This is a genomic window from Oceanisphaera sp., from assembly GCF_052084945.1.
In the GTDB taxonomy this organism is placed as follows: domain Bacteria; phylum Pseudomonadota; class Gammaproteobacteria; order Enterobacterales; family Aeromonadaceae; genus Oceanimonas.
On record NZ_JBQDEX010000085.1, the window covers coordinates 1 to 12,588 of the forward strand.

The following is a 12,588-nucleotide window of genomic DNA, read 5'->3' on the forward strand; positions in this document are numbered from 1 at the left end:
CATCAAGTTGTGACAAGTGCTCGACTCGGGCTTTTAGCTTTTGCCCAGGCTTAAAGGTCACCACGCGGCGTGCAGATATCGGTATATCTTCTCCAGTTTTAGGGTTTCGCCCTGGGCGCTCCCCTTTATTACGTAACTCAAAGTTACCGAAACCGGATATTTTAACCTGTTCGCCTTGCTCAAGTGATACGCGTATTTCTTCAAAGAAGGCCTCTACCATCTCTTTAGAATCGCGCTTAGATAGCCCAAGCTCACTAAACAGCTGCTCTGCTAAATCGGCTTTGGTTAATGCCATATCAATCCCTCAAGGAAGCATCAAACTCGTCAGAAAGTGCCGTTACAATACGGGTGACCGTATCAGCAATTTCTTTCTCTTCCAAAGTACGGTGAGCATCTTGTAATATCAAGCTAAGCGCCAAGCTCTTCTTGCCATCACTAATGCCCTGACCTTGGTATACATCAAATAAGTTTAAGCCAACTAACTGACTTCCGCCAACTTTCCTAACTAAATCAAGGATATCGCCTGCTGCAACATTTTGCTCTACTACCAAGGCTAAGTCACGACGGTTCGCCGGAAAACGAGAAACACTGCCCGCTTGTGGCACAAAACGTTGGGTGAGCGGACCCAACTCAACCTCAAACACATAGGCCTGAGACTTTAAGCCCAACTTTCGTAATAAGCTTGGGTGCACGGCGCCTAAGGTTCCTACTTCGCGACCTTGATAGACTAATGCCGCAGACTGACCAGGATGTAGCGCACTGATATTGGCTCGGGTAACGGAAAATTCCAATGGCTGTCCGGTTAAGCCTAGCAGGCTTTCAACATCCCCTTTTATATCGTAAAAATCCACCACTTTCTCGGCCATGCCCCAATGCTCACCTACCACAGAGCCCATGATTAAACCGGCTAATACGGGAGTTTGACGCACCCCGTTTTCGGCGCTTTCATCGGGTATAAAGGTTAAGCCTTGCTCAAACAGACGCAATCTAGGCTGCTGACGATTTTGATTATATACCGCCGCTTGAATAAGACCCGGCCACAGTGACACACGCATTTCAGACATATCAGCCGAAATAGGATGTGGCAATACCATGGTATTAACTTCAGGAAACATTAAGGTTTGATGTTTAGGATCCACAAAGCTGTAGGTAATGGCTTCTTGATAACCCAAATCAACCAAGGCATCTTTTATGCGATTAAGCGGTAGCTTAGCTTCACTGTGCTGTGACATGGTTAAACCTGCCACTGGCGCTTGATCGGGAATATTGTTGTAGCCGTAAATGCGGGCAACTTCTTCAATCAAGTCTTCTTCAATACTAATGTCAAAGCGATAGCTAGGTACTTGTACCTGCCAACCTTCAGCCGTGGTGGTGACTGCTAGCCCTAAACGGGTCAGCATATCACTCACCTGTTCACCAGCAATTTCAATACCGATCAAGCTGTTTAATGTGGCGTGGCGCAGGCTAACTGTGTTGGCCTTGGGTAACTGCTCTTCTGCTACGGCTTCCACTACTGAGCCGGCTTCACCGCCACAAATGTCCAGCAAGAGTGCCGTTGCTCGCTCCATCACTTTATGTTGCAGCTGATAATCAACCCCCCGCTCAAAGCGGTGTGAGGAGTCGGTATGCAAGCCATAATGGCGGGCACGGCCAGTAATAGACAATGGATTAAAGAAGGCGCACTCTAGTAATACATCACGGGTTTGCTCGGTCACACCTGTGGCCTCACCGCCAAAAATACCCGCCATTGCAATCGCCTGCTTATTGTCGGCAATCACTAAGGTATCTGGCTGTAATGTCACTTCATTACCGTCGAGTAAAGTCAGCGTTTCGCCAGACTCAGCCATGCGCACCTGAATGTCACCTTCTAAGGTGGCAAGATCAAAGGCATGCATGGGCTGGCCCCATTCCAACAATACAAAGTTGGTAATATCCACCACCGCATCTATGCTGCGAATGCCACTACGGCGCAGCTTTTCTTGCATCCATAATGGGGTGGGTGCCGACACATCTATATTTTTAACCACACGGCCTAAATAACGCGGGCAAGCATCGGGGGCGGCGAGATGAATATTGACCGAGTCGTCAATGGTGGCGGTCACCGCAGGAATTTCAGGCCAGTTAACGTCTTGCTGATTTAGCACCCCTACTTCACGGGCCACACCGGCAATGCTTAAACAATCGGCCCGGTTGGGGGTGAGATCGATTTCGATAATATCGTCATTAAGCTGCAAGTATTCCCGAATACAGGTGCCAATGGGGGCATCGGCTGGCAGTTCGATAATGCCACTTGAGTCTAAATCTATGCCTATTTCGCTGTAAGAGCACAGCATGCCATGAGAAGCCTGGCCGCGTAGCTTGGCTTTTTTGATCTTAAAGTCACCGGGTAATACAGCGCCCACAACCGCCACCACGACTTTTAGCCCTTGGCGACAGTTAGGTGCACCACAGACGATATCCAGTAATTCATCGCCGCCGACATTCACTTTAGTCACTTGCAGTTTATCGGCATCGGGGTGTTGGCCACACTCTACTACCTCGCCCACCACGACTTGGGTAAAATCGCCTGCTGCTGGCTCTACGCCGTCAACTTCAAGGCCTGCCATGGTAATTTGCTCGGCAAGCGCTTCTGTGTTGAGGCCGGTGTTAACCCATTCTTCCAGCCATAATTTTGAAAATTTCATTATTGCTCCAGCCGCTTAACCAAATTGCTTAAGAAAACGCAGATCATTTTCGAAGAAGGCGCGTAAGTCGTTTACGCCGTAGCGCAACATGGTTAATCGCTCAACGCCCATACCAAAGGCAAAACCACTGTAACGCTCAGGATCTATGCCCACAGAGCGCAATACATTAGGGTGCACCATGCCACAGCCTAATACTTCTAGCCATTTGCCATTTTTGCCCATCACATCCACTTCGGCGCTAGGCTCGGTAAAAGGGAAGTAAGACGGGCGAAAACGAATTTGCAGGTCTTCTTCAAAGAAGTTATTTAAAAAGTCGTGCAATACGCCTTTTAATTGAGCAAAACTAACGTTTTCATCAACCAATAAACCTTCTACCTGATGAAACATAGGAGTATGGGTTTGATCGTAGTCGTTACGATAAACGCGGCCCGGTGAAATAATACGAATCGGCGGCGCTTGATGTTCCATAGTGCGAATTTGCACACCCGAGGTTTGGGTACGCAGCATCAGCTTAGGATTAAAGTAAAAGGTGTCATGATCGGCGCGTGCAGGATGGTGTGCTGGAATATTGAGCGCATCAAAGTTATGGAAATCGTCCTCAATTTCTGGCCCTTCAGCAACCTGAAAGCCCAGCTCACCAAAAAATGATTCAATGCGTTTAATGGTGCGCGTTACTGGGTGCAAACCACCCACGGCTTGTTGACGGCCCGGCAGACTAATATCGAGCGTTTCTGATGCTAACTTTTGGTTTAATTCCGCTAATTGTAGCGCTTCGCGCTTACTATTAATGGCATCATTAACCGCTTTTTTGGCTTGATTGATCACTTGGCCGGCAGCGGGACGCTCTTCGGCTGATAACTTACCCAAGGCCTTAGATTGTTCGGTAAAAAAACCTTTTTTACCCATGTAATGCACCCGGATTTCATCTAGTTCACCGGCGTTGCTGGCCGCCAGGATCTCCGCCTGTGCTTTGACGATTACGTCTTGCAGCTGATCCATGTATTCCTCGTCACTTGCCCGCGTACGCAGACACTAAAAAATTTGAAGGTATTGATAATAAAGGATTTGTGGCTTTTCTGCCACCATAGAACTTAATTGCAGACAACAAAAAAGGAGGCCTAAGCCTCCTTTTTTTTATGTTATCGACTTAACGACTTATGCCAGCGCTTCTTTTGCTTTAGAAACTAAAGCAGTGAAGGTGGTTTTGTCGTGTACAGCGATATCAGCCAGGATCTTACGGTCGATTTCAACAGAGGCTTTTTTCAAACCATTGATGAAGCGGCTGTATGAAAGACCGTTCTGACGGCTTGCAGCGTTAATACGCGCAATCCACAGTTGACGGAACTGACGTTTTTTGGTGCGACGGTCACGATATGCATATTGACCCGCTTTAGTTACTGCTTGTACTGCTACGCGATAAACGCGTGAACGAGCACCGTAGTAACCTTTAGCTTGCTTTAATACTTTTTTATGACGCGCGCGAGCGTTTACACCACGTTTAACTCTTGCCATTTTTTAGAATCCTCTTAAGCGTAAGGCAACATTGAAGAAATTTGAGCAACATCAGCTGCTTCTACCAAGTTAGTTCCGCGCAGTTGACGCTTACGCTTGGTGCTCTTCTTTGTGAGGATATGGCTGGTGTGTGATTGCTTACACTTAAAGCCACTCGCGGTTTTCTTAAAGCGCTTTGCAGCACCTTTATTCGATTTCATTTTCGGCATAATAACTCCGCATTGTTAATAATAACAAACAGACAAGGTGAGCTGAGTAACATTACCCAGCTACTTGTTAAACCTTACTGTTTTTTCTTTGGGGCTAGCACCATAACAGCTTGACGCCCTTCCATTTTTGGAAAGGCTTCAACTACGGCCAATTCGTCCAAATCCGCTTTTATACGGTTGAGCAAATCGAAACCGAGGTCTTGGTGCGCCATTTCACGACCACGAAAACGCAGTGTGATTTTGGCTTTGTTGCCCTCTTCTAAAAAGCGAACCAGGTTGCGTAGCTTTACCTGATAGTCGCCATCGTCAGTACCGGGACGGAATTTAATTTCCTTCACCTGTATCTGTTTTTGCTTTTTCTTTTGTTCTTTGCTCGCCTTGCTCTTCTCGTAGAGGAACTTGCCGTAATCCATTAAACGGCAAACGGGCGGCTCGGCATTGGGGCTGATTTCAACCAAGTCTACACCAGCAGTGGCTGCAGTCTCCAATGCTTCAGCAATAGGAACCACACCCAAAGGGTCGCCTTCGAGGCCGACTAAGCGAACTTCTGGTAGTCGGATCTCTTCATTCAGTCGATTGCGAGGAGCTGGTTTGCTCCCTCTTTTAGCGCCTTTTATAACCTATCCTCCACTGTTTTCTTTCCGCGAGTACGAACTTCTTGCTGTAATAGCAAGCTCAGCTCTTCGATATCGAAGGTGCCTAAGTCCTGTCCTTTCCGGGTACGTACTGCTACCTTGCCGGCTTCAACTTCTTTGTCGCCACAAACCAGCATAAAAGGTACCCGCTTCAGAGTATGTTCACGGATTTTAAAGCCTATTTTCTCATTTCTCAAGTCTGCTTTGGCTCTAATACCAAGATTATTCAGATTTTTTGTGAGATTGAGTGCGTAATCGGCCTGATTATCGGTAATATTGAGTACCACTGCCTGAGTGGGAGCCAGCCAAGTTGGAAATAGGCCCGCATACTCTTCTATTAAAATACCAATAAAACGCTCGATTGACCCTAGGATAGCACGGTGAATCATAACCGGCACATGCCGTTCGTTATCTTCACCTACATAACTGGCTCCTAAGCGGCCAGGTAGTGCGAAATCGAGTTGTATTGTACCACACTGCCAAGCACGATTCAGACAATCATGCAGCGTAAACTCAATTTTAGGACCATAAAAGGCCCCTTCACCGGGCTGTAACTCATATTCGATGTTGGCGGCAGTTAGCGCATCTTGCAATGCAAGCTCTGCTTGATCCCAAGCTTCATCACTGCCAATGCGCTCGTCTGGGCGCGTAGACAGTTTAACCACTATGTCATTAAAGCCAAAGGTCTGGTAAGTGTCATACACAAGCTTGATACAATCGGACACTTCAGACTGTATTTGCTCTTCGGTACAAAAGATATGGGCGTCGTCTTGGGTAAAGCCACGCACGCGCATTAACCCATGCAATGCCCCACTGGGCTCGTTACGGTGACAGCTACCAAACTCCCCCATACGCAGCGGTAAATCGCGATAAGATTTTAAGCCTTGGTTAAAAATTTGTACGTGCCCTGGGCAGTTCATGGGCTTAATGGCGTAATCACGATTTTCTGAACTGGTGGTAAACATGTAATCGGCGTACTTTTCCCAGTGTCCAGAACGTTCCCACATCAGGCGGTCCATCATTAATGGACCTTTTACTTCTTCATAATCGTATTCACGTAGCTTATCGCGCACAAATTGCTCTAGCTCACGGAAAATGGTCCAGCCGTCATTATGCCAAAACACCATGCCGGGTGCTTCTTCTTGCATGTGGTATAAGTCGAGTTGCTTACCAATTTTGCGGTGATCACGCTTAGCGGCTTCTTCTAGTTGCAGCAAATAGCCTTTAAGGGCTTTTTTATCGGCCCAAGCGGTGCCGTAAATGCGCTGCAACATTTTGTTTTTTGAATCGCCACGCCAATAAGCACCTGAGGTCTTTTGCAGTTTAAAATGTTGACAAAATTTCATGCTGGGCACATGAGGACCACGACACATATCCACGTATTCTTCGTGATAGTAAAGACCTGGTCGGTCGTCTTGGCTGACGTTTTGATCCAAGATTTCTATTTTGTAAGGTTCATGCCGCTGTGCAAAGAGATCGCGAGCTTCTTGCCAGCTTACTTTTTTCTTAATAACCGAATAGTTCGTTTTTACTAACTCTTGCATCCGCTTTTCAAGCTTAGCAATATCTTCTTCGGTTAGAGTATGGTCTAGGTCTACGTCATAATAAAAACCGTTATCAATAACGGGACCAATCGCCATTTTGGTTTGTGGCCAAAGTTGCTTAATGGCATGACCCAGCAGGTGAGCACAAGAGTGGCGCAGTATGTCTAAGCCCTCTTGGTCTTTCGCGGTAATAATGGCAAGTTGTGCATCTGCTTCAATTAATTCGCAAGCGTCAACCAGCTGACCATCGATACGTCCAGCAATACAGGCTTTGGCTAAACCTGGACCAATATCTAACGCCACATCCATCACAGATACGGCATGATCAAAGTGGCGTTGGCTGCCATCGGGAAGAGTAATTGTCGGCATGAATTGTCCTTAACAGTGGTGCACCCTACCAAAGCGCACATGTAGTATATGAAAATGAACCCAGATTATGTACAAGCTTCATTGCGTTCAATCACGCTGGCGTACGTGGCCAGAGTGGTACGCCTTTATATTCAATAAGGGCGACACAGATTGAGGGGGCGCATATTATCAGAATCACCTTATTGCTGCTAGCCTTGTACAGGCAAGCTGAACCGCTTTATCTCTTTGGGTTTTTATAAATCAGCTTTCTCTTGTGCCTGTTGTTTTAGCCAAATAAAGCGACTGTGCGGAACATATAATAATTCGGCCACTTGGCGGATCACCCCTTCTTCTTCAGGATCTAATGTGCCGTCACTAAAAGCCAACGCCCACAAGCTATATAAAATGTCTTCTCGCTCTGCTATGGGTAGATTTTTTAACTGAGACGTAAATTCATAAAGTGAGACCACATCGTCTCGTTGTGCGCGACTTTGCGCTAATAGTTGCTGGATAACAGCCGGGGTTTGCTGCGTGAGTTTAGTTACTAAGCGTTCAAGTTGTTGTTGCTCTACGGGGTTAATTTCGCCATCGGCCAACATAACCTGACTTAATAAAGCAGTAATGGCCATGTCTTTGTTAGCCGCGTTATGTGTACTTGCAGCACTATCATCTATCGTCAACCATTGTTTAAGTTGTTCTAGCATTTGCACTCCTAGCCTCTTCGGCAACGGTTTAGGTATTAGAGGGTTACGCTGTTAAGCTAACAGATATGTCGCAATCTCAGTGAGCATCTTACAAACACTATGGGCTCTTTGTTAACAAATCAATTGAGCTGTACGACTAAAATCGACTTTTTAGTTATCACCGCTAGGAGAATTCATGTCTGCCCCTGTGATATTGGTGACCGGTGCTGCTAAGCGCATAGGAGCCGAAATAAGCCGCCACTTGCACCAGCTGGGTTATCGATTAGTACTGCATTATTATAAGAGCGAGACTGCAGCACAGGCCTTGCAACAAGAGCTGAATGCCCGCAGGCCTAATAGCGTACAGCTTATTTGCCAAGATTTAACACAACTGGAGCAACTGGCCGCCATGGCCGAACGCGCAGTCAATTGTTTTGGACAACTGAATGGGTTAATTAATAATGCCTCAAGTTTCTACCCCACCCCTTTAGGCAAGAGCAGCCCTGCACAATGGCAAGATCTGATGGGCAGTAATGCTGCTGCGCCCTACTTTTTAACTCAAGCCTTATTGCCTGCGCTGCGAGCCTCTCAGGGAGCAATTGTGAATATGGTCGATATTCATGCTGAAAAGGGCTTACAAGATCATCTTTTATATAGTATGGCAAAAAATGCTCTCGCCACCCTCACCCGAGGTCTTGCCAATGAGTTAGCCCCTAACATTCGGGTGAATGGCATAGCCCCTGGGGCCATTATTTGGCCCGAACATGAGCTAAGCGAGCCACAAAAACAGCAGGTATTAAGCAGTATTCCTATGGGCCGTTTGGGCCAAGCCCAGGAAATTGCCGAAACGGTGGCATTTTTACTGGCAGGACCGACCTATTTAACCGGACAAATCATCGCCCTAGACGGTGGTCGCTCTAGCCGAGGATTAAGCGAGGCGTAGCATACAGGGGCGGCGTTATTTGGCTGGCTGTTATAGCCGGCGGTCAGCCGAGTGCTTCTTTGCTAGTATAGAAAGACAGGCTGTATTGTTAGCACAGGAGTATTAATGGAACACTTTTTTGAAAAAACCATTCGCTGCCCCCATTGCGCTGAACACATTAGTATCACACTAGACGCCAGTGGCGGAGATCAAGACTACATCGAAGATTGCAGCGCATGCTGCCACCCTATGCATTTAACCTTGGTGTGCAATGAACAAACTGATGAGGTTGAACTTAGGGTTGATGCTGACGATGAGCAGATTTTTTAACCGTTACTATATTGTAATATCAACACTTGCATGTTGGCATAATACAGCAATGTAAAGATTAACGCTCTAAATACGCCCTTATGATAGGACGATATCTAGAGCGTCTGCCCTCTGGCTTGATTATTGGTATTAGAGCTATCGCTGGGCAAGTACCCGCTCAACAGTATCAACTATCGCTTGAGTTTGGGGATCAACTTCAATATTGACCTGAACCCCTGGGGTAATGCGCCCTAAATTAGTGCGCTCAAGGGTTTCTGGGATCAAATGCACGGCAAAGCGGTCTGATGTTACTTCGCCTACCGTTAGACTAATGCCATCTATGCCAATATAACCTTTGGTAAACACATATTTAGCCAGGGACTCAGGTAAAGTAAACCACAAGGTGGTGTTGGTCTCCGTAACCTGCTGCTCCAATAACGCACTCATGCCGATAATATGGCCAGACATCGCATGACCACCAATATCATCGCCAAAGCGAGCCGCCCTTTCCAGGTTCACCTGACTGCCCACTTTTAATTGGCCTAAATTAGTGACCCGCAAGGTTTCTTGCATCAGGTCAAAACTGACTGCCTCGCCTTCTATGGCGGTCACCGTTAAGCAGCAGCCGTTGTGTGCCACAGAGGCACCTAGTTCAAGGCCGGGTAATAATGCACTAGGTAATTGGACTATATGAGTACGAAAATCGGCTTTTTCGATAATATCTAATACTGTGCCTTGACCTTGTACGATTCCGGTAAACATGCTGCTTCCTTTACTATAATAATGAACAAAAATAAGTTAAAAATAGTGGGAAAAACGCCCCACCAAGGTTATATTCCCAGCCAATGATAAATATGCAGTACTTTACCATTAAAGACGCCCAAGCTTGCGTCAATATCGCTCTTTTACTGCCGTGAGAAACCCCATGCGCTTAATGCCTTATTTGCTCGAAATTCCTCGTTTAATGCGCTTGTGCGCCCCTATTTTAGTGGCTCAGGTCGCACAAACCTCAATGAGCTTTGTTGATACCATTATGGCCGGCCAAGTTAGTGCCACCGACTTAGCGGCGGTCGCCGTTGCCACCAGTTTTTGGTTGCCGCTCATTTTATTGGTACAAGGCGTTATTATGGCGCTAACGCCCATTATATCGCAATTAAATGGCGCCCGTCGCCAAAGTGAAGTGGCCGGTGCCGTGCATCAAGGCTTTTGGCTGACGCTATTGGTCACTCTGCCCGCCATGCTCGCCTTATATTACTCACCACTGGCGCTGCACTGGATGAATGTAGAGCCATTACTCGCGGAGAAAACCGCTGGTTACTTGCACGCCATTTTATGGGGCATGCCCGCCTATGCACTCTATCAAGTATTGCGTAACTTTAGTGAAGGGCTCTCTTTTACCTTGCCCACTATGATCATCGGCTTTATTGGCTTGCTGGTAAACATCCCCACCAACTACATATTGATACACGGTAAACTGGGCCTGCCACAATTGGGGGCTGTAGGCTGTGGCTATGCCTCAGCGCTAGTTTTTTGGGTCATGCTAGTGGGCATGGTCATTTACACCCATAAGTCTCCCTTATTACAACCCTTTAACGTACTGTCTCGGCTAACCGCGCCCAATTGGCCGCAAATAGGCCGATTGTTTCGCCTTGGCTTTCCTATTGCGATGGCCATTTTTTGTGAAGTGACCTTATTTACGGTCGTCGCCCTTCTATTAGCGCCTTTAGGTACTGAAATTGTGGCCGGTCATCAAATAGCCATTAATTTTTCTAGTATTATTTTTATGATCCCCCTCAGTTTAGGCATGGCGGTCACCATTCGCGTCGGTCATACCCTAGGCGAATACCAAGCACAGCGTGCTAAGCTCATTAGCATTGTGGGGATTGTGTTTGGCTGCTTTATTGCATTATTGTGTGCACTGTCAACCGTGGCTGGACGTTATTGGATAGGTGGCATTTATACCGATAACAGCGATGTACTTGAGCTAGCCGCAAGCTTACTGTTGCTGGCTTCTTTGTATCAAATTTCAGACTCGGCACAGGTGATTGCCGCAGCGGCTTTACGGGGTTATAAAGACACACAAACTATCTTTTATATCACCTTTGCGTCGTTCTGGTTATGCGGCTTACCCATTGGCATAATATTGGGCATGACAGATTGGTTAGTGCCCGCCATGGGACCACACGGGTTTTGGGTGGGCTTTTTAATTGCATTATCCATAGCCGCTTTCTCATTAATTTGGCGATTACGGGTGATTTATGCGCGGGTCGAACATAATAGTCGGGCTAATCTGCCTTTGGTTGATGGCATGTAGCCCTAAAAATGAGCTAGAAAGTCACTTTCAAACCTATTTAGCACGCCTGGCTCATGTATTACAAGTGGACGAGCCGACCTTAACGCCGGTGCCCGCGCTGCCAGATTTACCTAACCAGCGCTTACTTGTCGCTCATCAAGAGCCAATTAGCAGTGGTGTGTTAGATGCCCTGCAACTGGGGCAATGCGAGGGTTTATTTGAATTGGTGGCCGAACATAACGGCCCAGTAGGCAAAAGCCAAAGTGCAGCAGGCCAACTGCTCTATCACCTGCAATTTCAATATGGACTGCAAGCCTGCCAAGCTCAACATGCCGATGCTGAGTTGCTAACCTGGCTTGCTAACATTAGTGAACAAAAACAGCCGCTATTACCCGGATTTTTCTGGAATATGATGATAGCAGAGCCAGAGCTAAGAGCCGCCCTCACCCCCAGACAACAAACACTGCCCTTTCAACAACAGCCCGGCTATCAAGATACACTGCACGCTTGGTCTTTGTTTGCTGATCTGTATCAGCAAACACACCATAAGACGCCCTTTCAACCCATGAGTGGCGAATTACTCAATCAGGCACTGGCAGGCTTATATCAAAATCATTACTTAGGTCGTTTGTTTTACTCACTGCACAGTGCGGCTCATTATCTTGAGCAGAGCACAGAGTTTTTGCAGCAGTTAAGCACTGTTGATTGTCGCCGAGCAGGGGCAGAAGACGCTAAACGTTTACGCAACGCCATGCAGCATTATTATATAAAAGACATTCAGCGCTACTTAGGGCAAATTGATCGCCAGTTTGTGCAGTTAGCGCCCTTACTCGCCCTTAGCCTCACACCACCAGACGAGAAGCAAGATCTGATGCAACATTATCGCCAACAGGTGGCCCAAGGGCTAAACAGTCAGGTGTATGTCCGTTATCGGCAACTGACCCTTGAGCACGCCAAGGTGTGGCAGCGTTTTTTAAAACGGTGCGAACTTTCACCACTTTGACCACAACTCAGACAATTGCATTGCATCTTCTTGTATAACCACAAAAAAGGCTTGCCTCCTCCCCATGCCTTGGCTAGTATGGCGCTCGCTTAATGCAGTATACGCCCTTAGCTCAGTTGGTTAGAGCGCTACCTTGACATGGTAGAGGTCGGTGGTTCGAATCCACTAGGGCGTACCAATCATTAATGCGCTGCGTCCTTAGCTCAGTTGGTTAGAGCACTACCTTGACATGGTAGGGGTCGGTGGTTCGAATCCACTAGGACGCACCACACATTAAAAAGCCCGCTCACTGAGCGGGCTTTTTGCTTTCTCATCACTTACAGCACTTATACCAATCTGGAAAACTAGCTGATCTATTTAGCTTCACAGTACAGGCCGAACAAAGGGCCTCCTCCACCGACACGCTGCAAGCACCTCCCTGTGGCGCTCAGCACATGACGTCCCTG

General features: G+C 47.2%; 13 protein-coding genes and 2 tRNA genes. 6 read left to right on the plus strand and 9 right to left on the minus strand.

Going from position 1 to position 12,588, the window contains the following annotated elements; translation table 11 throughout:
* The 8 genes from ACTHY5_RS08620 to ACTHY5_RS08655 all read right to left on the minus strand — a co-directional run.
* Positions 1-295: integration host factor subunit alpha (locus ACTHY5_RS08620; RefSeq protein WP_441878721.1), on the minus strand; the 295-nt coding region annotated here is incomplete at its 3' end.
* Position 296: 1 nt separating this feature from the next.
* Positions 297-2,684: a phenylalanine--tRNA ligase subunit beta gene (gene pheT, locus ACTHY5_RS08625; protein WP_441878723.1), complete on the minus strand. Its 2,388-nt coding sequence runs from the start codon at positions 2,682-2,684 to the stop codon at positions 297-299.
* Between the two features lie 15 nt (positions 2,685-2,699).
* Positions 2,700-3,683, minus strand: a complete 984-nt coding sequence (gene pheS / locus ACTHY5_RS08630) for a phenylalanine--tRNA ligase subunit alpha (protein WP_441878725.1) — start codon at positions 3,681-3,683, stop codon at positions 2,700-2,702.
* 156 nt (positions 3,684-3,839) lie between these two features.
* Positions 3,840-4,196, minus strand: coding sequence for a 50S ribosomal protein L20 (gene rplT / locus ACTHY5_RS08635; RefSeq protein WP_441878727.1), 357 nt, complete (start codon positions 4,194-4,196; stop codon positions 3,840-3,842).
* 14 nt (positions 4,197-4,210) lie between these two features.
* Positions 4,211-4,405, minus strand: a complete 195-nt coding sequence (rpmI, locus tag ACTHY5_RS08640; protein ID WP_441878728.1) for a 50S ribosomal protein L35 — start codon at positions 4,403-4,405, stop codon at positions 4,211-4,213.
* 74 nt (positions 4,406-4,479) lie between these two features.
* On the minus strand, positions 4,480-5,022 hold the full coding sequence (infC, locus tag ACTHY5_RS08645; RefSeq protein ID WP_208005431.1) for a translation initiation factor IF-3: 543 nt from the start codon (positions 5,020-5,022) through the stop codon (positions 4,480-4,482).
* Positions 5,019-6,953, minus strand: coding sequence for a threonine--tRNA ligase (gene thrS / locus ACTHY5_RS08650; RefSeq protein ID WP_441878730.1), 1,935 nt, complete (start codon positions 6,951-6,953; stop codon positions 5,019-5,021). Before thrS ends, infC begins: the two co-directional genes overlap by 4 nt.
* Positions 6,954-7,186: 233 nt before the next feature.
* Positions 7,187-7,636 (minus strand): TerB family tellurite resistance protein, encoded by a 450-nt coding sequence (locus ACTHY5_RS08655; RefSeq protein WP_441878732.1) that lies wholly within the window; start codon positions 7,634-7,636, stop codon positions 7,187-7,189.
* Positions 7,637-7,811: 175 nt separating this feature from the next.
* On the opposite strand from ACTHY5_RS08655, the gene ACTHY5_RS08660 reads away from it, so the two are divergent.
* Both ACTHY5_RS08660 and ACTHY5_RS08665 read left to right on the plus strand, forming a co-directional pair.
* On the plus strand, positions 7,812-8,558 hold the full coding sequence (locus ACTHY5_RS08660; RefSeq protein WP_441878734.1) for a pteridine reductase: 747 nt from the start codon (positions 7,812-7,814) through the stop codon (positions 8,556-8,558).
* Positions 8,559-8,663: 105 nt separating this feature from the next.
* Positions 8,664-8,867, plus strand: coding sequence for a CPXCG motif-containing cysteine-rich protein (locus ACTHY5_RS08665; RefSeq protein WP_441878736.1), 204 nt, complete (start codon positions 8,664-8,666; stop codon positions 8,865-8,867).
* 135 nt (positions 8,868-9,002) lie between these two features.
* Here the strand turns inward: ACTHY5_RS08665 and ACTHY5_RS08670 are convergent, their stop codons facing one another.
* On the minus strand, positions 9,003-9,608 hold the full coding sequence (locus tag ACTHY5_RS08670; RefSeq protein WP_441878738.1) for a riboflavin synthase subunit alpha: 606 nt from the start codon (positions 9,606-9,608) through the stop codon (positions 9,003-9,005).
* 172 nt (positions 9,609-9,780) lie between these two features.
* Here ACTHY5_RS08670 and ACTHY5_RS08675 point away from each other — a divergent pair, with 172 nt between their 5' ends.
* From ACTHY5_RS08675 to ACTHY5_RS08690, 4 genes are all read left to right on the plus strand, one after another.
* Positions 9,781-11,160, plus strand: a complete 1,380-nt coding sequence (locus ACTHY5_RS08675; protein WP_441878742.1) for an MATE family efflux transporter — start codon at positions 9,781-9,783, stop codon at positions 11,158-11,160.
* Positions 11,150-12,142 carry a DUF3080 family protein gene (locus ACTHY5_RS08680; RefSeq protein WP_441878740.1) on the plus strand — a complete coding sequence of 331 codons (993 nt, stop codon included), beginning with the start codon at positions 11,150-11,152 and terminating at the stop codon, positions 12,140-12,142. The genes ACTHY5_RS08675 and ACTHY5_RS08680 overlap by 11 nt, the downstream gene beginning before the upstream one ends.
* A gap of 101 nt (positions 12,143-12,243) precedes the next feature.
* Positions 12,244-12,320 (plus strand) — tRNA-Val (locus ACTHY5_RS08685).
* Positions 12,321-12,334: 14 nt separating this feature from the next.
* A tRNA-Val gene (locus tag ACTHY5_RS08690) sits at positions 12,335-12,411 on the plus strand.
* Positions 12,412-12,588 lie beyond the last annotated feature (177 nt).

Bases quoted from the DNA above. Each gene is read 5' to 3' on its own strand.
- ACTHY5_RS08655 (WP_441878732.1), bottom strand. From the start codon at position 7,636: ATGCTAGAACAACTTAAACAATGGTTGACGATAGATGATAGTGCTGCA.
- ACTHY5_RS08675 (WP_441878742.1), top strand. From the start codon at position 9,781: ATGCCTTATTTGCTCGAAATTCCTCGTTTAATGCGCTTGTGCGCCCCT.
- ACTHY5_RS08670 (WP_441878738.1), bottom strand. From the start codon at position 9,608: ATGTTTACCGGAATCGTACAAGGTCAAGGCACAGTATTAGATATTATC.
- rpmI (WP_441878728.1), bottom strand. From the start codon at position 4,405: ATGCCGAAAATGAAATCGAATAAAGGTGCTGCAAAGCGCTTTAAGAAA.
- pheS (WP_441878725.1), bottom strand. From the start codon at position 3,683: ATGGATCAGCTGCAAGACGTAATCGTCAAAGCACAGGCGGAGATCCTG.
- thrS (WP_441878730.1), bottom strand. From the start codon at position 6,953: ATGCCGACAATTACTCTTCCCGATGGCAGCCAACGCCACTTTGATCAT.
- ACTHY5_RS08660 (WP_441878734.1), top strand. From the start codon at position 7,812: ATGTCTGCCCCTGTGATATTGGTGACCGGTGCTGCTAAGCGCATAGGA.
- rplT (WP_441878727.1), bottom strand. From the start codon at position 4,196: ATGGCAAGAGTTAAACGTGGTGTAAACGCTCGCGCGCGTCATAAAAAA.
- ACTHY5_RS08680 (WP_441878740.1), top strand. From the start codon at position 11,150: ATGGCATGTAGCCCTAAAAATGAGCTAGAAAGTCACTTTCAAACCTAT.
- ACTHY5_RS08665 (WP_441878736.1), top strand. From the start codon at position 8,664: ATGGAACACTTTTTTGAAAAAACCATTCGCTGCCCCCATTGCGCTGAA.
- pheT (WP_441878723.1), bottom strand. From the start codon at position 2,684: ATGAAATTTTCAAAATTATGGCTGGAAGAATGGGTTAACACCGGCCTC.